This window comes from Pseudomonas sp. CH61 (genome assembly GCF_059429415.1).
This window is the reverse complement of sequence record NZ_CM182098.1, coordinates 733,574-756,766: the sequence shown is the minus strand read 5'-3', so window position 1 is coordinate 756,766 and position 23,193 is coordinate 733,574. Positions and strand designations below refer to the sequence as shown.

Below are 23,193 nucleotides of genomic sequence, written 5' to 3'. Positions count from 1 at the left end.
CTCGCGAAGGGGCCGGTTCAGTCAGCCCATCAAATCGGCGGCAAACGCCACTCGATCGGCGTCTCGCCATTCTGCTCAAGAAACTTGTTGGTGCGGCTAAAGTGCCCACAACCCAAAAACCCGCGATAGGCCGACAGCGGCGACGGATGCACCGACGTCAGCACCAGGTGCTTGGTCGCGTCGATCAGCTTCTGCTTGCTCTGCGCATGGGCGCCCCAGAGCATGAACACCAGATGCGGCTGGCGCTCACTGACCAGCTCAATGATCCGATCCGTAAAAAACTGCCAGCCCTTGTCCTTGTGCGCATTGGCGTTGGCGCGCTCGACGGTCATGGTGGTGTTGATCATCAACACGCCCTGATCGGCCCAGCTCTGCAGGTAACCGTGATTGGGAATATCGATGTTCAGATCGCGCTTCAACTCTTTATAGATGTTGACCAGCGACGGCGGCGCCGGCACACCCGGTTGCACCGAGAAGCACAAACCATGCGCCTGCCCCGGGCCGTGATACGGGTCTTGGCCGAGGATCACCACCTTCACTTTATCCAGCGGCGTCGAGTTCAGCGCATTGAAAATCATTGGTCCCGGCGGATAGATTTCCTTGCCGGCCGCCCGCTCCTGCTGCAGAAACTGGCGCAACTCTGCCATGTAAGGCTGGTCGAATTCAGCACGCAGTGCCTCCTTCCAGCTCGGTTCGAGTTTGATACGGTCGTCAGCAGTCATGGTCATACCCGGCAAAAACAATGGGGCGAACCCTAGGAAAGCCGACCACGCTTGTCAATTGATCTGACGCAGATCCGGCACTTTCCCACACAACGATCATACTGATCGTTCAAATTCCCGATCGAGGTCACGATGAATCTGCACTTCGAAGAACTCACCGGCACCGACGGCGCCCGCATCGGTATCGCCAGCCTGGATGCTGAAAAGTCGCTGAATGCGCTGTCCCTGCCGATGATCAACGCCCTCAGCGACAAGCTGAACGCCTGGGCCAAGGATCCGCAAATCGTCTGCGTGCTGCTGCGCGGCAACGGCGCCAAGGCCTTCTGCGCTGGCGGCGAGGTGCGCAGCCTGGTGGAAGCCTGTCGCGCTCACCCCGGCGAAGTACCACCGCTGGCCGCGCAGTTTTTCAGCGCGGAATATCGCCTGGATTACAGCCTGCACACCTATCCAAAACCGTTGATCTGCTGGGGTCATGGTTACGTGCTCGGCGGCGGCATGGGTTTGCTGCAAGGTGCCAGTACGCGGATCGTCACGCCGAGCAGCCGCTTGGCGATGCCGGAAATCACCATCGGTCTGTATCCCGACGTCGGCGCCAGTTGGTTTCTCGCGCGGCTGCCGGGCAAGCTCGGTTTGTTTCTGGGCCTGACCGGCGCACATATGAACGCTCGTGATGCAATCGATCTGGATCTGGCCGACCGCTTCCTGCTCGACGAACAGCAGCCACAATTGATCGAAGGCCTGTTGCAGCTGAATTGGCAGGAGCAGACCGACAGGCAGCTCAATAGCCTGCTCAAAGCGCTGCAACAGGAAGCCGTAGCGCAGATGCCCGAGGCGCAGTGGCTGCCGCGTCGTCAGCAGATCGACGAACTGCTCGACGTCAGCGATGTGGCCTGCGCCTGGAAGGCCATCAGCCTGCAACGCGACAGCAGTGATCCGTTGATCGCCCGCGCGGCGAAAACCATGAGCGAAGGCTCGCCGCTGACGGCGCATCTGGTGTGGGAACAGATCATCCGTGCCCGGCATATGTCGCTGGCCGAAGTTTTTCAGATGGAATACACCCTGAGCCTCAATTGCTGCCGGCATCCGGAGTTCAGCGAAGGGGTTCGCGCGCGGTTGATCGATAAGGATCAGAAACCGCACTGGCACTGGCCGGACGTCAGCAACGTGCCGGATGCGGTGGTCGAGGCGCACTTTCACAAGGTTTGGGAGGGGCGGCATCCGTTGGCGGATTTGACGCAGTATTGAGATTGATTGCCCGCGATGATCACCTCTTGGTCCCATCGCGGTTCCCTCAATCTGAAGTTATTGCGGTCACATGTTCAGTTCGTAGAACTGAATTATCTCGGCCAACGCGAGCCGCGACTCTTCATTTTCTTTTACTAGAATATCCTCCACATCACGCAGTGGCGGAAGAGGATGCAGTCGTTCGGCAATTTGCATTGCGGTGTAGTCTTGAACTGTCTTTCCTTCACCGCTAACCCTTATGAACCCAATCGCGCTTTCGCCTCCAGAAAAATGATTAGCCACTCGAATCTTGGGGCCCATGCCATAACTGACCACTATGACAAGATCATCCTGATCGCGATGAAACCTTAATTGTTCAATAGGTAGATCCACACCAGAAAAATCGATTCCATCGATTCCACCCCCGGTGTTGTCAATCAAGTCTCTTCCAAGACCATCGTATTTATAGAGATCGTTGCCAGCACCACCAGACAATGTGTCATTACCGGGACCCCCGAGCAGCACATCATCGTCGACACTCCCCATCAGCACATCATGTCCCTGCATACCTCTGATTTCACCTGCGCCGCTTAGCGTGTCATTACCGTGACTTCCCACCAGTGGGAGCGCTTGGCCATCTCTCATGGATTTGGCACTGGCCGCATTATCGACCAAGAGACCATTGTGATAAGTATCCGGGGCAGGACCCAGCTGACTGGAGCCAAACAGTTCTTTGAGAGTAAGGCTTGAGCCATCTGCAAACTTTATAACCTCGATACCGGAACCCTCGATATCTCCGGCATTGGGTAGAACAATACGAATCTTCTGCGCCCCACCCCAATTAATATCAAGTGTCGAATAGAGCATTTGCGCCCGAGGCGGATGGCGATAGGCATCACGACGCGGATCAGGTGCCAACTCAACATTCACTGTTTCAATGAGTGTTGCGCCCCAACTGAGCTGCAAATTCTCCTGCGTCGCGTCCTCTGGAAGCACGACAGTATCTTGATCGACTAATCCATACTCGTCCTTCCATCCGGCAACACCTACTTCAGGTCGGAGAAAAACCGGATTCAGCACATCCGCGATAATGGTCGTTGCGCCAACATGTGCCTGCACGATGTAAGTATCGGCACCGTTTTCACCGTACAGGTAGTCATCCCCAGCGCCGCTCAATAAATAATCAGCGCCTTCAGAACCGAGCAGGGTATCGTTGCCCGCCCCGGCGGACAGAAAGGCACCCGGTATCCTGTCATTAATATAGTCGTAATCAAGTAGAACACCAGAATAGGCGACGATCAGGTCATCGCCTGCACCACCCTGGAAAAGATTGCCGACTTCGACATTAACTCGCCCACCGACATCGTCGCCGTGGACAACTTTATGTTTGATCGCTTCAGTTGTGACATCCCGCCGAAATTCCTTGCGGACAGTTTCGCCCGCCGTGAAACTTTCAGCAGGATAGATGTACCATCCTTCGATAGCACCTGAATCTGTTCTATCTGCAATAATTACGTCGCCGACTTTGAATGAAAAACCGCTGGCAGTGCCAGATCGAAAATAACGTGGCTCCAGTAATAACGGCGACGTAATGCCCTCTTTCTTTACCTCTCGAAAACTGGATTGGGATGTAGAGCTTGACTGTCTTTCGCTAAATACCGCATCGCCAGTGGCAGACCCCATCCATTGAGGCGTTTCAGACAATACCCCCGTTTCGATGCTTTCATCGATCACATCAGTGTGGGTGATATAACCCGTATCGTTGGTGGTTATATGGTTACGAACCCAGACACCTGGTTTGCTCAAGGTAAAGCCTGTTGCATGCCTGCTTGCGGAGCGCTTTGCTTTGAGCTCCGCCAGGAACCTGTCTGTCCAGCCAACATCATGATCAATGGCATTACTTCGTTCCTCGCCAGGAACAACGATCCCTGATTGGTCCGGAACAGCAACCTGTTCTTCGTCTGCAATAATGTCTTTATCTTCTTCTTTGGCCAGCACTCCATCCCCTGCTGGCGGCTCGATGATCTCTACAGCTGGCAGCGTTTTTTTCATGACCTCTTGATAGCCGAGAATGACACCATCGCTAAACGTGAACGTTGAATTCTTCCATTCTTCATAATTCCTGATAAGGATGGCGTCCCCCTCACCATTGAACAGCCGCAATACCCGGCCTACGGAAACATCAATAATGTCGGCTTTCAAACTTTCCGCAGAGAACCCGGCACCGAACTTGATGGCATTACAGCCACCGGAATCGGTGATAACGTCAAGCCCATCACCCACCCCGAAATAGTAAACATCAGCGCCGTCATGGCCCTCCATCACGTCGTTACCGGCCCCGCCATCAAAAACGTTATTCCCGGAATCGCCACGAAGATGGTCTACACCCTCCCCGCCCAACAACGTGTCGTTGCCACCACCGCCGAGCAAGGTATCGTTGCCTGAACCACCGTCCAGATAATCTGCGCCATGTTCGGCTTCGGCTGTCTGCGCGTAGTCGCCGGATAAAATGTCATCATCAGCGCCGCCATAAAGCGTGTCGGCGCCCAAGCCGCCCAAAAGGGTATCGTTTCCTTCATCGCCTTGAAGGTAATCATTGTTGATTCCACCTGACTGCAGGTTGGACACATCGCCATCCATCGCGTCAGCTCCTGCCCCGCCGATCAGAGTATCGGAGCCACCCATTCCCTGAAGTGTGTCATCGCCCGCTCCACCATCAAGTAAATCATTACCGTGATAACGAACCGGATGCTCAGCATTGTCCCCGGCCAGCGCGTCGTTACCTTCACCTCCGAACAGCAGATCATCCGCCCCGCCCCCCAAAAGTGTGTCGTCTCCCGCACCACCGTCCAGCAGGTCATTTCCAAAAAAGTGGGCGGCGTCACCGGCAACGCCGTTCAGTACATCGTCATCCCCGTGGAGAGTGTCATTGCCAGAGCCACCATAAATCGCATCGGCTCCACCGTTACCAGCGAGCCAATCATCGCCACTGCCACCGTCCAATACATCGTTGCCATGGTGTTTGCTTTGCAGTCCCCCGCCCCAATCGAGGTTATCGCCCATCATTGTGTCGTTACCACTTCCTCCGGCCAGCGTGTCATTCCCGCCATCCCCTCCAAGAAGATCATCTTCAGTTCCACCATCAAGCAGATCGTCACCCCATCCGCCATTGAGAACATCGCGACCGCCCTGGCCGTAGAGAACATCGTTATCGCCCTCCGTCGAACTATTGAAGGAGGCCTTTGAAAAGACAGTTCGGTGACTGGTGACACCACCGTCTATAAGCACTTTGACGCGTGTGAATCCCCATTTCTGCTCCAGCGCGCCGGTCGTTTCATCCCCTGATAAAATGTCATCCCCCGCACCTCCAATCAGCGTATCCCTATCGTTACCGCCTAGAAGCACGTCCTGGGATGCCGTACCGATGAGCAAATCGTGACCAGCACCACCATCAAGCCAATCGCCGCGAGTTGCTTTCCCTTTAGAGTCGCCAGCGGCCATGGCTTTTTCGAGCGTCGTCTGTTTGTCCCCAAACAACTGATCGTTTCCGTCCTTACCGAACAATCGGTCTGATCCGCCAAGTCCGAGAATGACATCGTCTTTTACAGAGCCGTAAAGCACATCGGCCTTGTTTCTCTGTTTTACGTTGGCCAATAGCAAGGCGTTGCCCAACTCATCGTATGAGAACTGATCACCGGGAACATTGGGGTCGATATCTTTCGCTTTCCAGTCGCCCTGGAGAACCAGATCGGCAGCAGAGAACGTAGGGGCTTGGTGTTCAGGAAGTCGGATACCCAGCATCCCGGGGCGGAAGTTCTTGATAACGACGAGATCGTTCAGGCCATATTTGATGTTGAGCGTGGGTTCAGTGAGTTCCTCGATGAGGGTCAAGGTAATGGCCTGATCCTCGGTCGACCATATATCGCTCAAAGGGGCGCGGCGTTTGAGTGAAGGAATCGGCGCGCCGTTGATCCACAGCTGCCCATTGGCGTTGGCGTCGAAGATTTCATCGATCCCATCACCGCTGGAAAACTCATAGCGGTCGCTGCCTTCGCCACCGATCAAAGTGTCGTTACCCTTTCCTCCGAGCAAAACATCATCACCGGCCATTCCGTGCAACGCATCATTGCCGTCGCCTCCGGCAAGCAAGTCGTTGCCGCGTCCCCCCTCGATGACATCGTGACCTGCCAGCCCGTTGATCGTGTCATTGCCCGCGCCGCCATACAGATGATCCGTGTTCGCACCGCCCGCGAAAGACCGCGCGCCGTCATCACCGAACATCACCAGCGGGTTCAACACACCGGTGGTCATCAGCGCCTGTTTGGCTGAGGCGAGATCGGAGTAGGAAAACTTCTGCAGCGAGTGTTCTCCAAACGTGCCCTGGGTTCGAGCAATCAACCGGGCCAACATCTGCGCACGATCGGCGAGCCATTGCGCGGTGATGAAACCTTCGCCGGTCAGCGGATCGTAGAGCTCCAGTCCGCGTCCGGGATAACCGTCATCGCGTTCTATGACGATTTCACTGAGCTGCTTAAGGGAATTGCGCAGCGCCAGGCCGATGGGTGTCGACTCGCCAGCCAGTTTTGCCCATGAATTCGCGTTTCCGTATTCACCTATTGATCGGGTGACGATGCTTTGGGACTGCTCTGGTGAAAATGCCGAGAAGAATGCGTAGGCGTTGGAGGCGAAGGTTTCATCGGTGGTAGGTGACGCTGCTGAATCGCCGTCGTAGGTGCGCTTGAACATGTCCAGGAATTCATTCTGGCCATAGCGCAATATCAGGTCGACCACGACGGAAATCGGCGTGCCTTTGACCACATGCTGAATCAGCGGATTCAGGCTGCCACTGGCGAGCGCGATATTGATTTGCTCCGGTACGACGGAAAGCAGACTTTGCAATGGACTGACGCCGAAATTGCTGAGCGCCGCTCGCAGGCCGACACTGTATGAATCGATGGCGAACAGAATATTTTTATAGTCATCGAGCCTGTTGGCTTTTGCTTGAGTCGGCGGGCCGCCATCTTCCCCTTGCGAATCACCAGCGGAGATCAGTCTCCAGGTTTCATAGGGCGGGGCTCCACCCAACAGGCTGAATCCGACTGTCCCTGACCAGCCGGCGTTATGGCTCACGGCTGTATCCTTCTCTCCGCAAGTCTCACTAAACAGTGCCTTGCCGATCGCACTGGCATCAATCTCTGCAATCTGGCTGATGGATGGAACCGTCCAGGGTGCCAGCCGACCCGCGAGGGATCCGTCGATCAAGGTATTGATGAAATTGGCGGCGACCTGATTCGATGACAGCTGCATCAGGTTTTCACTGAAGATTTTATTCAATCTCAGTTCACCTTGCCGCGAGGTGTAGCCGCGAATCAGGGCGGAGTAGGCACCGTTTCCACCGTTGGCATCAATGGCCACGGCAAGCCAGAGCCTGGCGCTTTTCAGAATTTTCCCCGCTTCATAATCGACAACGGTAACCTCAGAAACTCTTCTGCCGATAATATCGAATAGCTTTTGATACAGGGGAGCGCAGCTAGCCCCCACTATTCCCAGTGCCTCGTACTCAATTTTTTTTGAGAGAAGCCTCATACCTTTGCAAATATTGGCTGCGTTAAAGATCGCTGTTTTTTCCACATCGCTAAAAACATAACTCATCGTTACTTCCTTGTAATAACTGAGCGTGAAAGATAATCACTGAGAAACTTGAGCATCTCAGGTGCTTCGCGTAATGACGATAGACCGAGGTCTACGCTGCCGTGCCCCCCAGTAAAGTCAAAGCTATCCAGATTGACAGTGCAGAAAAAGTTCAACTTGCCGAAATCCAGATTTTCCAATTCTGCTCTGCTGAGTCTTGCCAATTTCTCGTCAGTCAGTTGTTCCTCGGAAGCCGGGCGAATCAAACCGCCACAGCCTATCAACCGAGGGGTGCCATCACGCCGCGGCCAGCCAGTAATGACAAACGTTCTGACGGAATCCACATTCTTGAAATGCGGCGGCGGAGCATCCAGCCAAATCTCTAACCCCGGATAATTAGTCAACTTCACAATCAACTCATCCGGCCAGTTGACGTGCCGATAACCCCGCTCATGGGGCTCGGCAGTCTCTTTTCTTGTATAAAGCCCGGCGGTAACTTTATAAAGACGCCAACTTTCCGGGATCGACTTCAGGCTCTGATCCTGGTACCGGTGCAAACCCGTCCCGGTCCACCAGAAATGTCCCTTGAGCGTATTGGCAAGGCACGATTTCTTATTCGACAATTCAGGCATGCCCACATAAAACTCCGGCACCAGAGTCTTATCCACATAGCTGCCGCCCAGTATGGGCACCTGCTTCATGCTCGCCAGCTTCTTTTGACAGGCCTCCTGATCCGCGTAATAGATTGCCATCGCCTCGGCCACTTCTTCTTCACGGATATAAAAATCCACCACGCAATAACAGACATAAATAAACAAGCCGTATTTCAACAACTTCTTAAACCATTTAACCCATTGCTTACGCGACATCCAGAGCATTTCAAATCTCCCTGTCAAACTGAGGAGCAGGCTGTTTCTTCAGATGCCCGGACGTCGCGCTTTCAAATACCTCAAAGTATTGTTTCGTGCCGTACTCCACATCAAATCTGCTCGCCGTCAACTTCGCGGCGCTGCGAAGGCAGTCGTACTCATCAACGGAATCAAGAACCCTGGCAATACGTTTGGCAATACCGTGATGATCGAAGAAGTCCACCAGCAACCCATTGTGACCATCAACGATCACCTCCCTTACCGGAGCCGTATCCGACGCTACTACCACACACCCAGACGCCATCGCCTCCAGTAACGACCACGACAAAACAAACGGATACGTCAAATAAACATGAACCTTCGAACATTCCAGAACTGCCCGGTAAGTCCGGTAAGGAAGCTTCCCTGTGAAATGAACGGTGGAATGATCGAAACTTACCTCTGCCTCCATCCTGCTGCGCCAATTTGCATAGCCAACCGGCTTACCCCCATAACTGACGTCATCACCGCCCACTATGATTATCTGCGCATCGGGACACTCAGCCTGAATATGTGGGATCGCTCGCATAAAACTGTGAAACCCGCGATAAGGCTCAAGATTCCTCGCGACATAAGTAACGATCGGCTGCCCGGCTCTCAGTTCGACGCCATTGGGCAACCTGACGCCCCCAACTTTCGCCAAGCAAGAACCTTGAATGACGCCCTCGTGAATAACCCGAATGGCCGACTGATAAGCGGCCGGAAACAGACTGCGCTGCCACCGCGTGGGCGCAATGGCAATGTCACATTGCTCGAGATTCAAAAGATGCAGCGAATTGAGCACTCGCAGCCTTGATGACTCTCTTGTGGCGCGCGGGAATTCAGGGTCGAACCCGGAATCTGCGCCCTGCGCCCGATAGTAATATTCGCAATAGTGAATAAGCGGCGCGTCAGGATAGACATCCTTGACGAAGAGCGTTTCCCCCCATCCGGGATGAGCGAGAATCACGTCCGGCCGATAACCCGAATGTTTCAGCCGGCTCAGAATTTCAAAAACCTTCTGTCCATCAGTCACCGCTTGTTCGTAACGGGTCAGGTAGGGGTGAATACCGCCCGGTGCTCGGCTGGCAGCGCGGTATCGATATATTTTCACCCCTGCGATACCCGGCGCCGTATCCCGACCTATCGCCAAAACCTCATAACGCCTGTCAATCGCCGCCAGCACCATATGACGGAACTGGCCCGGAAAGTTTTGGTGAATAACAAGAAGCTTCATAGCGGCATCGTCCTTTTATTCGCCGCTGTTGAACTGAGTTTTGCTCACCTTGATCGGCACGAACAGACGCTAACAAATGCAAGGAAATGAAACTGTAGGAAGCGTCTGGGAATGCCCTAGGAGATGGCTAATGGGACGATTTTTCGACGGGCATAAAAAAGCGGCGCTAATTGCGCCGCTTTCATTTGCGTGGATTTACCAGCGGTTGCCACGTCCATTGTGGTCGCCGCGTCCACTGTGTCGGTCATAGTTGCCACGACCGCGGTGGTCGTTATCCCAACCGCCGCGACGGTGGCCATCCCAGCGTCCGCGATCGTTGTCGTGCCAGCGACGGCTTTCGTAATAGCGCGGGGCCGGTTGATAGTAACGCGGCGCCGATTGGTAATAGCGCGGTTGCTGGTAATACCGCGGGGCTGGCTGGTAGTAGCGTGGCTGCGCGTAATACGTGCTGCCACCGTTGTAATACGTGCCGCCCGTGTTGTAGTAGGCCGGTGCGGGTGATGTGTAGACCTCTGAGCTGTAATACGAGTCCGCGTAGGAGTACGGGACGCAACCGGCAACGGAAAACATCAACGCAGCAAGTAGAAGAATTCGTCTATACATGGCGGCCTCCTGGACCGCGGGTTGGCCACACCAGCGACGCTGGCAGGCGACAGTCATTTAATCGGTGACTGTCGAAAAATCAGACAGCGTTTTCGGCATCTGGTGCGTTCCTGCAACAAGTTGAAACAAGTGATTGATGAAATCCTGTTCATTTGGAAAACGCTGTCATTCAGCCGCTGATTAATGGTGGCCACCGTGATATCCGCCGCCGTGATAACCCCGCCCGTAACCGCCTCGATAGCCGTAGCCACCATGGTAATAACGCGCACCGCCGTAATAGCGCGGACCGTAATATCCGCCGTAGTAATAGGGTGAGTAATAGCCGGGAGAGTAGTAGGTGGCGGGATAAGCATCGTAGGGACCGGCGTAGTAGTAACAGCCGGAAATACCGAAAACCAGAACTGCACCGAGCAACACTTTGTGAACACGCATGGCGGCCTCCTGAAAGACCCACGGCCGCAACGGAACAGAGCAGCCGACACACGTTTGACTGGCGCGGATCAATCAAGTGCCAAGTCCCGCTTGGCTTCAGATCAGCGGTGTTCAGCCCATCGAAAAACCTTGCAGGAGTGAGCCTGCTCGCGATGACGGTGTATCAGCCACATCTTCACTGAATGTCACACTGCAATCGCGAGCAGGCTCACTCCTACAAGGTTGGCTTTGCGTCAGGAACGATCATTCGCGCCGCACATGGTGCAGTTATTTCCAGGCAGTGCCACTAGAATGCATGCCATCGGGCCACTGCCAACGGAACTGCCATGCCGCTTCGTTCTCCCCTGTACTCGCAACGCTCGCTGGTCCTGACGCTGATCGCCCTGCTCGGCGCCGGGTTTCTCGCCACGTCGTTGCTCAGCTACTACGCCTCCCGCGCGTCGATCCGCGACAACATCGTCAACACCGAACTGCCGCTGACATCCGACACGGTCTACTCGGAAATCCAGAAAGACCTCGTCAGACCGATCCTGATTTCCTCGATGATGTCCCGCGACACCTTCATGCGCGACTGGGTAGTCAATGGCGAACAAAATCCCGAGCAGATGACCCGCTACCTCGACGAAGTCATGACCCATTACGGCGCCTACACCGCGTTCTTCGTCTCCAACAGCACGCACACCTACTACCACGCCAAAGGCGTGCTCAAGCAGGTCAAGGTCGACGAACCGCGCGATGCCTGGTACTTCCGCGTGCGTGACATGAAGGATCCGTACGAAATCAACGTCGATCCGGATCTGGCCAACAAGGACAACCTGACCTTCTTCATCAACTACAAGGTGTACGACTACCACAACCGCTTCATCGGTGCGGCGGGCGTCGGTCTGACCGTGGACGCGGTGATCAAGCTGATCGACAAGTATCAACAGCGCTATCAACGCAGCGTGTATTTCGTCGACACCTTCGGTCGACTGGTATTGACCGGCGCCGAGGGCGGTCCGGAAGGTGCGCAAATCGGCAAGAGTCTCGGCGAACTCGATAGCATGAAAAGTCTGGTCAGCCAGTTGCCGAAACCGCACAGCGGCAGCTACGAATATTCTGCCCACGGTCAGGGGCATTTCCTCAACGTGCGGTTTATCCCGGAGCTGAACTGGTACCTGTTTGTCGATAAACGCGAAGACGGCGCGCTGAGTGAAATCCGTCAGTCGCTGTACCTGAATCTGCTGATTTGCCTACTGGTGACGCTGATTGTGCTGGCGTTGCTCAACCGCGTAATCAAACGCTACCAAAGCAAAATCCAGGCGCAGGCCACTCTCGACAGCCTCACCGAACTGCCCAATCGCCGAGGCTTCGACATTCTCGCCGCACAGGCCCTGCACGAAGCGCAACGCGAAACCAAACCGCTGACGGCGTTGCTGCTCGACCTCGATCATTTCAAGGTGTTGAACGACACCTACGGACACATGGCCGGCGATCAGGTATTGATCGGTTTTGCCCGCGACCTGCAAAGTTGCCTGCGCCATGCCGACATTGTCTGCCGCTGGGGCGGTGAGGAATTTATCGTTTTACTGAAGGACACCGACGGCGACACCGGTCAGAAAATTGCCGAGAAGATCCGCCAACACGTCGAACAACACGAATATGCCTACGACGGCCACCGCCTCAATCTGACGGTAAGCATCGGCGCCACCACCCTGCAACGCGATGACACCTTGCACAGCCTGCTGTCGCGGGCCGATCATGCGATGTACCGAGCCAAACAAACCGGCCGCAACCGCACCTGCGTGGAAATGCCTCACTCGACTTATGCCTGACTCCGACGTTAAACCCGACCATTGCCCGGCCTGCGGCGCCCGCAACGACTGCAGCCTCGCCGACCCGCGCACCGCCGACCGCGAATGCTGGTGCTATGGCGTGAGCATCGACCCGGCCGTGCTTGAAGCGCTGCCGCCAGAACTGCGAAACCAATCCTGCCTGTGCCCGCGTTGCGCGCAGGTCGAGGCGCAACTGCAAGCGGCCAGGCGGCCGATCCCGTAAGATGCGCGCCCCGCCACTCACTGAAACCTGAACATGCGCGTCGACCGTTTCCTCAGCAACCTGCCCCGCTACAACCGTCAGCAGGTTCGTCTGTTGCTGGTGGAAAAGCGCGTGCGAATTGACGGAAAAGTCGTCAGCGATCCGCACAGCGAAGTGCTGGAATTCAGCCGTGTCGAAGTCGATGACGAAGTGCTACAAGTCGGCAAAGCGGCGCGCTACTTCATGCTGCACAAGCCGCCGGGCTGCGTCAGCGCCACCCGCGATCCGCAACATCCGACGGTGCTCGACCTGATCGATGAACCGGACAAGGATGACCTGCACATCGCCGGACGCCTGGACTTCAACACCACCGGCCTGATGCTGATCACCAACGACGGCGCGTGGTCGCGCCGCCTGACCCAGCCGCAGACCAAACTGCCGAAGGTCTACTACGTCGAGACCGAGCAAGAGATTGGCGCGCAATATGCGAGCACTTTTGCCGAGGGCATCTACTTCGCCTTCGAGGACCTGACCACGCAGCCGGCGCAACTGGAGCTGCTCGGGCCACGGTCGGCGCGGTTGAGCATCGTCGAGGGGCGCTACCATCAGGTGAAGCGCATGTTTGGTTTCTTCAACAACAAAGTCCTGCGTCTGCACCGCGAATCGATGGGCCCGCTGCTGCTCGATAACGCGCTAAAACCGGGCGAGTACCGCGCTTTGCGCACCGAAGAGATCCATTTGTTCTAAGCCGGCGACCGCTCAGCAGAAGTTGTCGAACAATTTACCAACGGCACTTGCGCGATCCCGACTCCCCTGCTTGAATCAGGACGTCGGCCAGATTGTGACCGATGAGTCACAATAGACATCCAAGAAACTTTTTGCCGGTAGAGAGCCTTCAAGGCTCCGCCTCAGCCGGCAGACTGCCCGCCAATAACAATACCCGTCGACCGCAGTCATGGATCGACATGGGCCAAGCAAATTCCAGGCGTATGCCTACCTGTCACAAAGCTCGTGCAATCTCTATTTGCGCGCATACCCGCTTGCTTGCCAGGAGTCTTATGACATGAGGCCAGAAATCGCTGTGCTGGATATACAGGGTCAGTATCGGGTTTACACGGAGTTCTATCGCGCAGACGCCGCAGAAAAGACCATCATCCTGGTCAACGGCTCGATGGCCACGACTGCGTCGTTTGCACAGACTGTGAAAAACCTGCACCCGCAATTCAACGTGGTCTGCTACGACCAGCCCTACGCGGGTCGGTCAAAAGCCCACAACCGCCATGAGAAACATCTGACGAAGGACGTCGAAGGGCAGATTCTGCTCGAGCTGATCGACCACTTCGCCGCCGAACACGTGCTGTCGTTCTCCTGGGGCGGCGCCGCGACCCTGGTCGCCCTCGCCCAGCAGCCACGGCGCATCGAACGGGCGGTGATCAGCTCGTTCTCGCCGGTGATCAACGCGCACATGCTTGATTACCTCGAACGCGGCGTCGACTACCTCGGTCAGCGCGACGGCGACCGCGTCGGCCATCTGGTCAACAACACTATCGGCAAACACCTGCCGTCACTGTTCAAACGCTTCAACTATCGCCACGTCAGCAGCCTCGCCGAGCACGAATACGGGCAGATGCACTTCCACATCAGCGACGTACTGCACAGCGATCGGCAGTGCTACTTGAATGCGGCGAAAAAGATCAACGTGCCGGTGCTGTTTCTCAACGGCGAATGGGACGAATACACCGCAGCCGAAGACGCGCGCCTGTTTGGCAATCATGTGGCGCAGAGCACGTTCACCACGCTGCAAGCCACCGGGCACTTTCTCGACATGGAACACAAGGCGGCGTGCCGCGATAGCCAGAACGCCTTGCTCGGTTTTCTGAAACCGGCGCAGCAGACCAGCCGAACGCGTTACTCGTTTGTTCAGGATCAACATGCATTGGCTATTTGAAAGGGTGTCGTCGCGAGCGAGGCTGTGGGGTTGAGATTCTGCTTTACGCACCGCAGTGCTCGCCCGCGATTGACCGTTTTCAGTGATTCAAAGCGTTCATGAGTAAAAGAAAAACTTCAAATCCGTGGCCGAGTCTGGTACAAAGTCAGCCGCTCTGAGCGGGTATAGTTTAATGGTAGAACAGTAGCTTCCCAAGCTTCCGACGAGGGTTCGATCCCCTCTACCCGCTCCACTCAATTTTTGTCTCACGTTGTGTTTTTTTGACGGGGGATGCAGGAACAGAAAAAACCGGCCTTGATGGCCGGTTTTTTTGTGCCTGAAAAAATCCGATGCTGCATTTCGAAACAATGCAAAAACCTGCAACACACTCTGAATCCCTGCGCTGCCTCCCTATCTAGACTGATTCACACCGCTGAGCCGAATGACGGACGATGACCACTTGGTGGTTATAGTGTTGATCGCAAAAGCCAAGTAGGTATAGTACCCACCAAGCACACCACAAGGAGGTGTTGTGAATAGCCGTTTTTTAATCGGCCAACTCGTCGCAGACGGTTGGTATTTAGTGCGAGTCAGAGGCAGCCACCATCACTTCAAACACCCGGTCAAGCCTGGACTGGTCACTGTGCCGCATCCGAAGAAAGATCTGTTGAAGAAAACGGCCATCAGTATTTTGCAACAAGCGCTGCTCTGACTTGTTCAGGTCATCGGCGCGATGGAGGAAACGAATATGCTCTACCCGATTGCGATTTCAATAGGTGATGAGGAACACGCCTGGGGCGTGGAGGTGCCGGACATTCCGGGCTGCTTTTCGGCTGGCGATGATCTGGATGATGCCGTCGCCATGGCTCGCGAAGCCATCGAAGGTCATTTCGAGATTCTCGCGGACGACGGCGCTCCCATTCCAGCGGCCAGCAAGCTGAGCCTGCACGTGGCCAACCCGAAATACGCCGGTTGTGCATGGGCCGTGGTCGATATAGATGTCGTGAAGTACTTGGGCAAAGCCCAGAAACTCAACATCACCCTGCCGGGGCACTTGCTCAACCGCATTGATGAATATGTGTTGCATCACCCGGAAGAAAAAAGCCGCTCGGGCTTTCTGGCGTCGGCGGCTCTGAAAGTTTTGCAGCAGGGTTGAACCTTGGCGCGTCAACCCGTGCTGGCCTATCCTACCCATTAACCCTAATTACATTTCCCTGTGAGTTAAATGGTATTTTTAGGTTTAATCCACAGTATATTGTGTACTGGTAATCAAAACTGAACGCCGACGGTACACACGACATGCTGGATGTAAGCCTCACTACCGCGAGCGAGATCGTCAAACGGATTTGCCAACGCCTGCGCACAGAACGATTGGCCTTGGAGATGACACAAGCAGACGTGGCCGCTCGCGCGGGCATTGCGACGAATACGGTGTCAAACCTTGAAGCCGGTCGTAATGTGAGTTTCGACAACATGGTGCGAGTGGCGATGGTTCTCGGGCGCGAAAAGGAACTCGAAGGGTTGTTTCTGCCAAGGCTCGAAACTCTGGACGATATCATTCGCTACGAAAAAACGGCCAAGCGTCATCGCATCAAAAGGAAAGCCGACAATGCTTGAACAAGTTGACGTCTACTACGCGGGCTGGGGTGAACGTTGGCGGTGGGGCACTCTTGCTACGACGAAAGCCCTGACCGGTCGCCCGCAGGTCATGTTTGAGTACAGCGATGAGGCAAAAAACAGAGGGCTGGAACTCTCGTCCTTGAGGCTTCCATTACAGGGAGCCAGGTTAAACCGGGATTTCCCGTCACATCAGTTGGGACTGCCTGGGCCGGTTTATGACTCGCTGCCGGATGGCTGGGGCATGTTACTGATGGACCGATTGTTCAAACGTCGAGGCCTCAACCCCGCGCGCGTAGGCCCCTTGGAGCGGCTAGCCTACATTGGCAACAATGCCATGGGGGCCATGTCGTTTGAACCTGTTGCACCCGAGGCGCTGGAACCGCAAATGCATGTTCCCATCGAGTTGCTTGCGTGCGAAGTGCAGGAGGTACTCAAAGGTAAAGGTGGAGAGCTTCTCCAGAAACTGCTACTGATCGGAGGCTCTCCACAGGGCGCCCGACCCAAAGCGCTGGTGTATCGCGATCCGCACACTGACGCCTTTACTACGGCTGCCACTCCCGGTTTCGAAGCCTGGTTGGTGAAGTTTCCGGCTCAGCAAGAACATCCCGAGGTGTGCGCCATCGAAATGGTCTATGCCGAATGTTTACGCTTGTGCGGTATCCAGACTCCTGACACTCGTTATTTCAGTCTGTCTGAGGGAATGGCCGCTTTTGCCACCAAACGCTTTGACCGACAAAACGACTTGCGGGTGCCCATGCAGAGTCTTGCAGCCTTTACCGGTGCGGATTTCAGATCCCCCGGGGCGCTGGACTACGTCAACTTCCTGCGTGCGACTCATAAGTGCAGCAATGACGTACGAGAGAAAGCCGCAGCGTTTGAGCGGGTCGTCTTCAATGTCGCATTCAACAACCGAGACGACCATCCAAAGAATTTTGCTTACATCATGTCGCCAGGCGGAGACTGGAAATTAGCGCCGGCCTATGACGTCACGTTCTGCGAGGGGCCGGGAGGCTATCACCAGATGGACGTGATGGGTGAAGCCTTGGAAATTGGCAGAAAAAACCTGCTCAACCTTGCAGTGGAGGCTGAAGTAAACGCCGCTACGGCCGCCGACATCATTGACAGATTTTGCGAGGTAGCTAGCCGATTCTCAGCCATGGCTGAAAGTTTGTATCCGGGTGTGATCACCCAGGAAACCTTGCGCACCATTCAACAACGCATCGACCAAAACATCGGGCTACTTGCCTGAATTCGTGCTGCCACGTTGCAGTCTCGAGAAACCGGCGCTAATTGGCCGGTTTCTTTGGCTTCTTAAAGCGTTAGGGTTAATCCGCCGGCACAATCTTATCCAGTGCCTGATTCACCGCTAATTCACCCAACATGACCACCTGCGCGATGCCGAGTGCAGTCTTGCGGTGTGAGGTGTCGAGCAGCGCGGCGAAGTTGTTGAGCATGGTGGTGGCCGAGCCGAGTGTTTCGCTGGCGTTGGCCAACAGGGATTCGGTGTCGTATTTCGGGTTGGCGAGGTACATCGGTTCGGGTTCGTGGGTGGAACCCATGATTCTGGCCGTAGGGCTGAGATAGTGGTCGAGGGCGCGTTCGGCGGCTTCGTGGAATTTCTTTGAGTTGGGTGATTCGTAGGGGGATGCCGGATCGGTTTCCGGCGGATTTGGCGTTACTTTGAACATGGGCTTGGTACCTATCAATAGGGGCCGCAACCAATCTCGCTACTAAACGGATGGGAGGCAGCTGTGCGCAAGTTAGTAGACCGGACCCCAAACCCTAAATCCGGCGCACCCGAGGGCGCCATGCGCACAGCCACCATCGAGTACAAGCATTGCCTGTTTGAATGGTACTTGTGCAGCCATTTAGGGGGGATTCCGGGCTACTAAACCCGATCACTGGAAATCAGTGACGCGAACCAAGTTACCGACCGCTCCTAAAGCGCACAAGCCGGCGGATTCTGGCGTAGCGGTAGGCAACGGCGCAAGGATTTGTAGGCTTCAGGACGTAACACCGAACACTTATAAACACTGGCCACCGAATGCGTTTAAGCAACCAAAAACCTTGCAGCATTTTCTGACATTACAGATCCACAACACTCCATCGTTTTTCACCTTCCTCTCGACCGACTAGCATTTCCCTATCAGCCACCACCCTCCCCCTGCGCGGCCATCGACGAATACGCGCCATCACTTTCGAGGGATTCCAATCGCGGCCACGTTGCCGCTGACGATCGAACTCAAAAGAGCACTTCACCATGACGCAAAACATTTACGACGATCCCGAGTTTTTCCAGGGCTACAGCCAGATGAACCGCTCCATCGGCGGCCTCGACGCGGCGCCGGAGTGGCCGGCGCTCAAGGCGCTGTTGCCATCCATGCACGGCTTGAACGTGGTGGATCTGGGCTGCGGTTATGGCTGGTTCAGTCGCTGGGCCATTGAGAATGGCGCGGCCAGTGTCTTGGGGCTGGATGTCTCGGAGAAAATGCTGGGGCGCGCGCGGGAAACCACGACGGCGGCGAATATTCGCTATGAGCGCGCCGATCTGGAACAGCTCGATCTGTCAGCCTGCAGTTTTGATCTGGCCTACAGCTCACTGGCGCTGCACTACATCAAGGATCTGCCGGCGCTGTTTGCGCACCTGTACGCGGCGCTGAAACCGGGTTCGCACTTTGTGTTTTCCATTGAGCATCCAATCTTTATGGCGCCGCGTAATCCGGGTTGGCTTGTGGATAGTGAAGGTAACAAGCGTTGGCCGCTGGACAGTTATCAGTTGGAGGGTGAGCGGGTGACGAACTGGCTGGCTGAGGGCGTGATCAAGCAGCATCGTACGGTCGGGACATTGCTCAATTCGCTGATCGATGCGGGGTTCTCGATTCGACATGTCAATGAATGGGGGCCGAGCGAAGCGGAGGTCGCGGCGCAACCTGCGCTGGCGGAAGAGCGGGAGCGGCCGATGATGATGTTGGTGGCGGTGCAGCGGTGACCTTAAAGCCCCTCACCCTAGCCCTCTCCCAGAGGGAGAGGGGACTGACCGCAGTGTCAGTACGATCTACGCCGACGTGCGAAATCGAGGCGAACTCAGGTTTTGGAAGCGACACGCATCGGCTCCCTCTCCCTCGGGAGAGGGCTGGGGTGAGGGGGAGTCCGCAACCGCACCCAAAATCTCCAGCCGAACAATGGTCCAATTTATTTCAGCGAGTCGCAACGATAAACAAGCGTGGAAATGGCAACAGCACCGAACCATCCGCCAGCGCCGGATAAGCCTTCTCAACCTCCGCCAGATACTGCTCCAGGTACTGCGCCTTTTCCGCCTCGGTCAGCGGACTCAAAAACGGAATCAACCCGCTGCCCTTGAACCACTCCACCACCCCCGCCGCCCCGCCTGACAGTTGATGGTGATAGGTCGTACGCCACACATCGACCCGCGTACAGTGTGGTCGCAGCATCGAGAAATAATCGCTGGCACTCGCCATGTCGGTGCGCTGCCCCGCAGCGCCGGAAAGCTTGCTCGCCCACGGACCATTCGCAGCGACTTCACGCATCAAACGGTGAGACGGTTCATTGAGGTTATCCGGCATCTGGATCGCCAGACTGCCGCCTGCCGACAACTTGCGGGCCAACGCCGGCAACAACATCGCGTGATCCGGCACCCACTGCAACACGGCGTTGGCGAAGATCACATCAAACGGCCCGGCATCGGCCCATTTATCAATCTCGGCGACAGCGAAGCGCAAATCCGGCAAGCGCTTGCGAGCCGCGTCGATCATGTCTGCCGAGCTGTCCAGCCCGCTGACCTTCGCCCCAGGAAAACGCTGCACCAGCAGCTCCGTCGAATTGCCGGGACCGCAACCGATATCGACCACTGTTCGCGCTTCAGGCGTGGGAATCGCCGCCAGCAGATCGCGGGCCGGGCGGGAGCGTTCATCTTCGAAAGCGACGTATTGTTTGGCGGACCAACTCATTGCGTTCTCCTGTCGGGACATTTTGGCGGCTCGACACGATACCGCGATCTAGCGCGCCTGCCTGCCCTACCAACGTCCGGTGACGTGGGCGGATTTGTAATTAGAATTTTCCACCAGCCACAGATGTCTGAATTTCAAGACTCTTCCCAATAAGGAACACCGCTATGAAATTCGCAAAAATCTCCCAGAAGCTCGCGATGGTGGCCGGTAGTCCCAAGACCTTCATGGGCGCATTGATCCTGATCGGTCTGTGGGGCTTGAGCGGGCCGATTTTTCATTACAACGACACTTGGCAACTGATCATCAACACCTCGACTACCATCATCACCTTCCTGATGGTGTTCCTGATCCAGAACACGCAGAACCGCGATACCGATATTCTCCATTTGAAAATCGATGAATTGCTCTTGGTGACCAAAGAGGCGCAGAACGCGATGCTTGGGCTGGAGGCGCTGGATCTGAAGCAGTTGGAGGCGTTGCGCAGGCACTACCGTTCGTTGGGCGAGGGTGAGGTTTTTAATCTTGAGGGGTTGGGCGAGAAGAGCAAGACCAAGCAGGATTTGAATGAGTGTTGAGGATTGAAATCAAAAGATCGCAGCCTTCGGCAGCTCCTGCAGAAACAGGTGTAGGAGCTGCCGAAGGCTGCGATCCTTTGATCTTGATTAGCGACTGGCCTGTAACTGGCGAGCCCTTTCCAGATGACTCTGCAGCTTCGGCAGTGTCTCGTCGGCGAAGGCTTTGATCTCCGGCACGTCGGTGGTCTGCGCTTCCTGCTGAATCTGCTCGATGGCCTCTTCGGTGGCTTTAACCTGACTGGCAGCGTAGGCCTGATCGAAGGATGCGCCTTCTGTTACTTGCGGCATCAATTCTTTAGCCTTGCCGGCCAGTTCCTCGCGCGGCGCAATCGGCAGATCGAGCTTCTTGGCGATTTTCGCCAGATGCTGGTTGGCGGTGGTGCGGTCGTTGATGACGATGATGGTGTAGTCCTTGACCTCTTTCGATTCGGCCTTGCTGTGGGCCAGACGACTGGCCTCGATGTCGGCCATGCCTTTGGCCGAGGCATCGTTGATGAAATCGGCGGGCGACTGGGCAAAAGCACTGCTGGCACACAGGCCCAACAGCGATGCAAAACTCATGGTGCGTATACGGGTGGCCATCCGGCTCATGGTCGCGCCCTCCTTACTTGCGAAATTCAAGCGGGAGCTTACGCCCCCGCCTCTCAATCAAAACTACCTTCACCGACTACTTCGATTTCTGAGCGGGCTTGCGGCCCATGTCTGGTTTTGGCTCTTTGTCGACGGTCGTTGTGGTGGTTTTCCCACCTTTGCGACCCGCTTCAGAGGCCTTGGTTCGATCGTTGGCGAAGTTTCCCGAGTTCGAGTTTCTTGAATTAGGCATGATTCTCTACCTCTTGGTAATGATCGTGGCGAGCAGGTGCCCGCCTAGATTGAGAATTTTATGGCGGGCAAAGGTTTAGAAAAGTTGCAGTTGTCGCGACGAACGGCGCCGTCTGATCAACTACTGAGCGAGAGCTGACTCAAACGTTTGGCGGCATACATAGCTTGATCGGCATGGCGGAACAGTTGTTGTTCCTCACGGCCGTGCTCTGGATAGCGGGCGACGCCTATGCTCGGTTCGATGTACAGGTTGTGCCCATCGAGGCGCATTGGTTGCACCAGCACCTGTCGGATTTTTTCCGCCACGCTGTCAGCATCTTCCGAGGCCTGAACGCTGTGCAGCAGCACGACAAATTCATCACCGCCAATTCGAGCCACGGTGTCGGTTTCCCGCACGCAGCCCTTGAGACGGTTGGCCACGGTTTGCAGAAGCATGTCGCCGACGGCATGACCGAAGGTGTCGTTGACCTGTTTGAAGCGATCCAGGTCGACATACAACAAGGCCATGTGTCCGGATTGCTCGCGAGCGCCGGCCAACGCAGCCTTCAAGCGATCACGCAGTAACTCTCGATTGGGCAGTTGCGTCAGTTGATCGTATTGCGCCATGCGTCGCAGCCGGGCGTGCAATTGCTGACGCTCGATGGCCGTGGCGACCTGGGCGCAAACGTATTGCAGCAGTTCCTTGTCCTGCTCGGTGTAGCGCTCGCCGCCGGAAAGGCTTTTGACGATCAAGGCGCCGATGGTGCCGTTTTTCGAATTCAACGGCACGCCGAGCCAGCACGGCGCGTTCTGCCCGGCCACCAGTTCGGCGAAATCGGCTGGTGAATCCGCACTGTCCGGTGTCAGAAGAATCGGCTGGCCGCTACGGATCACTTCCGCACACAGACGTCCGGTGACGGTGCCCGGTCGCTCGGGCTGCAATTCGTGATCGTCGACGTGATAGGGGAAATTCAGTTGTGCGCAGTGCTCATCGTAAAGCGCCACGGAAAAATTCATCGCTGGCAGCCATTCGCCGATGATCAGGTGGATGCGCTTGAACAACGCCAGCAGATCTTCTGCGGCATGGGCCGCTTCGGATATCGCATAGAGCGCAGCCTGGCGCGATTCGGCCTGCTTGCGTTCGGTGATGTCGCGCGCCACGGCGATACGCAGTTGATCGACTTCCGACCAGCGCGCCGACCAGAGGATATGCACGACGCTGCCATCCTTGCGCAGGTAACGGTTTTCGAAGTTGAGCTTGGGTTCGCCGCCCATGATTTCGTTGGCGGCGGCGAGGGTGCGTTGACGATCCGCCGGGTGCACCAGCTCGATCATTTGCCGGCCGATCAACTCTTCAGGCGAATAACCGAAAACCCGTTCGCAGGCGGCACTGACAAAAACGAAACGACCCTGCTTGTCGACCGCGCAAACAGCGTCCAGCAAGAGGTCGATAAAACTCGCCAACGGCGCAGAATTTCGGCTTTCCATGGTTCAGCGTGGGTGTCCGGGCAATGCAGCACTGATCAACCGTCCCTGACCTCTTGATTGCG

22 protein-coding genes and 1 tRNA gene are annotated in these 23,193 nt (G+C 55.9%); 12 read left to right on the top strand and 11 right to left on the bottom strand.

Annotated elements, in window-relative coordinates; all coding sequences use genetic code 11:
- Positions 1-29: 29 nt before the first annotated feature.
- Positions 30-722: a uracil-DNA glycosylase gene (gene ung / locus AC5SEM_RS03460; RefSeq protein ID WP_007911441.1), complete on the bottom strand. Its 693-nt coding sequence runs from the start codon at positions 720-722 to the stop codon at positions 30-32.
- Positions 723-854: 132 nt separating this feature from the next.
- Here ung and dspII point away from each other — a divergent pair, with 132 nt between their 5' ends.
- Positions 855-1,967 (top strand): enoyl-CoA hydratase/isomerase DspII, encoded by a 1,113-nt coding sequence (gene dspII / locus AC5SEM_RS03455; protein WP_495472189.1) that lies wholly within the window; start codon positions 855-857, stop codon positions 1,965-1,967.
- A gap of 66 nt (positions 1,968-2,033) precedes the next feature.
- On the opposite strand, the gene AC5SEM_RS03450 is transcribed toward dspII, so the two are convergent.
- The 5 genes from AC5SEM_RS03450 to AC5SEM_RS03430 all read right to left on the bottom strand — a co-directional run bounded on the left by AC5SEM_RS03450 (position 2,034) and on the right by AC5SEM_RS03430 (position 10,736).
- Positions 2,034-7,598, bottom strand: coding sequence for a calcium-binding protein (locus AC5SEM_RS03450; protein ID WP_495472188.1), 5,565 nt, complete (start codon positions 7,596-7,598; stop codon positions 2,034-2,036).
- A gap of 2 nt (positions 7,599-7,600) precedes the next feature.
- Complete coding sequence (locus AC5SEM_RS03445) at positions 7,601-8,455, bottom strand: hypothetical protein (RefSeq protein ID WP_495472187.1); 855 nt, start codon at positions 8,453-8,455, stop codon at positions 7,601-7,603.
- A gap of 1 nt (position 8,456) precedes the next feature.
- On the bottom strand, positions 8,457-9,701 hold the full coding sequence (locus AC5SEM_RS03440; protein WP_495472186.1) for a glycosyltransferase family 4 protein: 1,245 nt from the start codon (positions 9,699-9,701) through the stop codon (positions 8,457-8,459).
- Positions 9,702-9,896: 195 nt separating this feature from the next.
- Complete coding sequence (locus AC5SEM_RS03435) at positions 9,897-10,304, bottom strand: hypothetical protein (protein WP_034153134.1); 408 nt, start codon at positions 10,302-10,304, stop codon at positions 9,897-9,899.
- Positions 10,305-10,484: 180 nt separating this feature from the next.
- Positions 10,485-10,736 (bottom strand): hypothetical protein, encoded by a 252-nt coding sequence (locus AC5SEM_RS03430; RefSeq protein WP_137218092.1) that lies wholly within the window; start codon positions 10,734-10,736, stop codon positions 10,485-10,487.
- 326 nt (positions 10,737-11,062) lie between these two features.
- Here AC5SEM_RS03430 and AC5SEM_RS03425 point away from each other — a divergent pair, with 326 nt between their 5' ends.
- The 9 genes from AC5SEM_RS03425 to AC5SEM_RS03385 all read left to right on the top strand — a co-directional run bounded on the left by AC5SEM_RS03425 (position 11,063) and on the right by AC5SEM_RS03385 (position 17,548).
- Positions 11,063-12,550: a sensor domain-containing diguanylate cyclase gene (locus AC5SEM_RS03425; protein ID WP_495472185.1), complete on the top strand. Its 1,488-nt coding sequence runs from the start codon at positions 11,063-11,065 to the stop codon at positions 12,548-12,550.
- Entirely contained in the window at positions 12,543-12,773 is a 231-nt protein-coding gene (locus tag AC5SEM_RS03420) for a cysteine-rich CWC family protein (protein ID WP_108225318.1), read from the top strand. Before AC5SEM_RS03425 ends, AC5SEM_RS03420 begins: the two co-directional genes overlap by 8 nt.
- Before the next feature lie 33 nt (positions 12,774-12,806).
- Positions 12,807-13,499 (top strand): pseudouridine synthase, encoded by a 693-nt coding sequence (locus AC5SEM_RS03415; protein WP_454562583.1) that lies wholly within the window; start codon positions 12,807-12,809, stop codon positions 13,497-13,499.
- Between the two features lie 316 nt (positions 13,500-13,815).
- On the top strand, positions 13,816-14,700 hold the full coding sequence (locus AC5SEM_RS03410; RefSeq protein WP_077571505.1) for an alpha/beta fold hydrolase: 885 nt from the start codon (positions 13,816-13,818) through the stop codon (positions 14,698-14,700).
- 158 nt (positions 14,701-14,858) lie between these two features.
- Positions 14,859-14,932, top strand: a tRNA-Gly gene (locus tag AC5SEM_RS03405).
- Positions 14,933-15,211: 279 nt separating this feature from the next.
- Positions 15,212-15,391: a type II toxin-antitoxin system HicA family toxin gene (locus tag AC5SEM_RS03400; protein WP_242204587.1), complete on the top strand. Its 180-nt coding sequence runs from the start codon at positions 15,212-15,214 to the stop codon at positions 15,389-15,391.
- Between the two features lie 36 nt (positions 15,392-15,427).
- Positions 15,428-15,835, top strand: coding sequence for a type II toxin-antitoxin system HicB family antitoxin (locus tag AC5SEM_RS03395; RefSeq protein WP_495472184.1), 408 nt, complete (start codon positions 15,428-15,430; stop codon positions 15,833-15,835).
- Positions 15,836-15,978: 143 nt separating this feature from the next.
- Positions 15,979-16,296 carry a helix-turn-helix domain-containing protein gene (locus AC5SEM_RS03390; RefSeq protein WP_137218086.1) on the top strand — a complete coding sequence of 106 codons (318 nt, stop codon included), beginning with the start codon at positions 15,979-15,981 and terminating at the stop codon, positions 16,294-16,296.
- A complete protein-coding gene (locus AC5SEM_RS03385; RefSeq protein ID WP_495472183.1) occupies positions 16,289-17,548 on the top strand; it encodes a type II toxin-antitoxin system HipA family toxin in 1,260 nt (419 codons plus the stop codon). The genes AC5SEM_RS03390 and AC5SEM_RS03385 overlap by 8 nt, the downstream gene beginning before the upstream one ends.
- Before the next feature lie 76 nt (positions 17,549-17,624).
- Here the strand turns inward: AC5SEM_RS03385 and AC5SEM_RS03380 are convergent, their stop codons facing one another.
- A complete protein-coding gene (locus AC5SEM_RS03380; protein ID WP_495472182.1) occupies positions 17,625-17,987 on the bottom strand; it encodes a DUF6124 family protein in 363 nt (120 codons plus the stop codon).
- A 572-nt stretch (positions 17,988-18,559) separates the two neighbouring features.
- Here AC5SEM_RS03380 and AC5SEM_RS03375 point away from each other — a divergent pair.
- Positions 18,560-19,288, top strand: a complete 729-nt coding sequence (locus AC5SEM_RS03375) for a class I SAM-dependent methyltransferase (RefSeq protein WP_495472181.1) — start codon at positions 18,560-18,562, stop codon at positions 19,286-19,288.
- Positions 19,289-19,496: 208 nt separating this feature from the next.
- On the opposite strand, the gene tam is transcribed toward AC5SEM_RS03375, so the two are convergent.
- Positions 19,497-20,267 carry a trans-aconitate 2-methyltransferase gene (tam, locus tag AC5SEM_RS03370; RefSeq protein ID WP_495472180.1) on the bottom strand — a complete coding sequence of 257 codons (771 nt, stop codon included), beginning with the start codon at positions 20,265-20,267 and terminating at the stop codon, positions 19,497-19,499.
- Between the two features lie 164 nt (positions 20,268-20,431).
- Between tam and AC5SEM_RS03365 the strand changes: the two genes are divergently transcribed.
- Positions 20,432-20,842: a low affinity iron permease family protein gene (locus AC5SEM_RS03365; protein ID WP_034153113.1), complete on the top strand. Its 411-nt coding sequence runs from the start codon at positions 20,432-20,434 to the stop codon at positions 20,840-20,842.
- Positions 20,843-20,929: 87 nt separating this feature from the next.
- Here AC5SEM_RS03365 and AC5SEM_RS03360 read toward each other — a convergent pair whose 3' ends face one another.
- The 3 genes from AC5SEM_RS03360 to AC5SEM_RS03350 all read right to left on the bottom strand — a co-directional run bounded on the left by AC5SEM_RS03360 (position 20,930) and on the right by AC5SEM_RS03350 (position 23,131).
- Positions 20,930-21,433 carry a DUF4142 domain-containing protein gene (locus tag AC5SEM_RS03360; protein WP_495472179.1) on the bottom strand — a complete coding sequence of 168 codons (504 nt, stop codon included), beginning with the start codon at positions 21,431-21,433 and terminating at the stop codon, positions 20,930-20,932.
- A gap of 76 nt (positions 21,434-21,509) precedes the next feature.
- Positions 21,510-21,665 carry a KGG domain-containing protein gene (locus AC5SEM_RS03355; protein ID WP_007911485.1) on the bottom strand — a complete coding sequence of 52 codons (156 nt, stop codon included), beginning with the start codon at positions 21,663-21,665 and terminating at the stop codon, positions 21,510-21,512.
- A gap of 116 nt (positions 21,666-21,781) precedes the next feature.
- Positions 21,782-23,131 (bottom strand): sensor domain-containing protein, encoded by a 1,350-nt coding sequence (locus AC5SEM_RS03350; protein WP_495472178.1) that lies wholly within the window; start codon positions 23,129-23,131, stop codon positions 21,782-21,784.
- Positions 23,132-23,193: the final 62 nt, after the last annotated feature.

Excerpts from the sequence above, each read along its gene's own strand:
- ung (WP_007911441.1), bottom strand. The coding sequence starts at position 722 with ATGACTGCTGACGACCGTATCAAACTCGAACCGAGCTGGAAGGAGGCA.
- dspII (WP_495472189.1), top strand. The coding sequence starts at position 855 with ATGAATCTGCACTTCGAAGAACTCACCGGCACCGACGGCGCCCGCATC.
- AC5SEM_RS03450 (WP_495472188.1), bottom strand. The coding sequence starts at position 7,598 with ATGAGTTATGTTTTTAGCGATGTGGAAAAAACAGCGATCTTTAACGCA.
- AC5SEM_RS03445 (WP_495472187.1), bottom strand. The coding sequence starts at position 8,455 with ATGCTCTGGATGTCGCGTAAGCAATGGGTTAAATGGTTTAAGAAGTTG.
- AC5SEM_RS03440 (WP_495472186.1), bottom strand. The coding sequence starts at position 9,701 with ATGAAGCTTCTTGTTATTCACCAAAACTTTCCGGGCCAGTTCCGTCAT.
- AC5SEM_RS03435 (WP_034153134.1), bottom strand. The coding sequence starts at position 10,304 with ATGTATAGACGAATTCTTCTACTTGCTGCGTTGATGTTTTCCGTTGCC.
- AC5SEM_RS03430 (WP_137218092.1), bottom strand. The coding sequence starts at position 10,736 with ATGCGTGTTCACAAAGTGTTGCTCGGTGCAGTTCTGGTTTTCGGTATT.
- AC5SEM_RS03425 (WP_495472185.1), top strand. The coding sequence starts at position 11,063 with ATGCCGCTTCGTTCTCCCCTGTACTCGCAACGCTCGCTGGTCCTGACG.
- AC5SEM_RS03420 (WP_108225318.1), top strand. The coding sequence starts at position 12,543 with ATGCCTGACTCCGACGTTAAACCCGACCATTGCCCGGCCTGCGGCGCC.
- AC5SEM_RS03415 (WP_454562583.1), top strand. The coding sequence starts at position 12,807 with ATGCGCGTCGACCGTTTCCTCAGCAACCTGCCCCGCTACAACCGTCAG.
- AC5SEM_RS03410 (WP_077571505.1), top strand. The coding sequence starts at position 13,816 with ATGAGGCCAGAAATCGCTGTGCTGGATATACAGGGTCAGTATCGGGTT.
- AC5SEM_RS03395 (WP_495472184.1), top strand. The coding sequence starts at position 15,428 with ATGCTCTACCCGATTGCGATTTCAATAGGTGATGAGGAACACGCCTGG.
- AC5SEM_RS03390 (WP_137218086.1), top strand. The coding sequence starts at position 15,979 with ATGCTGGATGTAAGCCTCACTACCGCGAGCGAGATCGTCAAACGGATT.
- AC5SEM_RS03385 (WP_495472183.1), top strand. The coding sequence starts at position 16,289 with ATGCTTGAACAAGTTGACGTCTACTACGCGGGCTGGGGTGAACGTTGG.
- AC5SEM_RS03380 (WP_495472182.1), bottom strand. The coding sequence starts at position 17,987 with ATGTTCAAAGTAACGCCAAATCCGCCGGAAACCGATCCGGCATCCCCC.
- AC5SEM_RS03375 (WP_495472181.1), top strand. The coding sequence starts at position 18,560 with ATGACGCAAAACATTTACGACGATCCCGAGTTTTTCCAGGGCTACAGC.
- tam (WP_495472180.1), bottom strand. The coding sequence starts at position 20,267 with ATGAGTTGGTCCGCCAAACAATACGTCGCTTTCGAAGATGAACGCTCC.
- AC5SEM_RS03365 (WP_034153113.1), top strand. The coding sequence starts at position 20,432 with ATGAAATTCGCAAAAATCTCCCAGAAGCTCGCGATGGTGGCCGGTAGT.
- AC5SEM_RS03360 (WP_495472179.1), bottom strand. The coding sequence starts at position 21,433 with ATGAGCCGGATGGCCACCCGTATACGCACCATGAGTTTTGCATCGCTG.
- AC5SEM_RS03355 (WP_007911485.1), bottom strand. The coding sequence starts at position 21,665 with ATGCCTAATTCAAGAAACTCGAACTCGGGAAACTTCGCCAACGATCGA.
- AC5SEM_RS03350 (WP_495472178.1), bottom strand. The coding sequence starts at position 23,131 with ATGGAAAGCCGAAATTCTGCGCCGTTGGCGAGTTTTATCGACCTCTTG.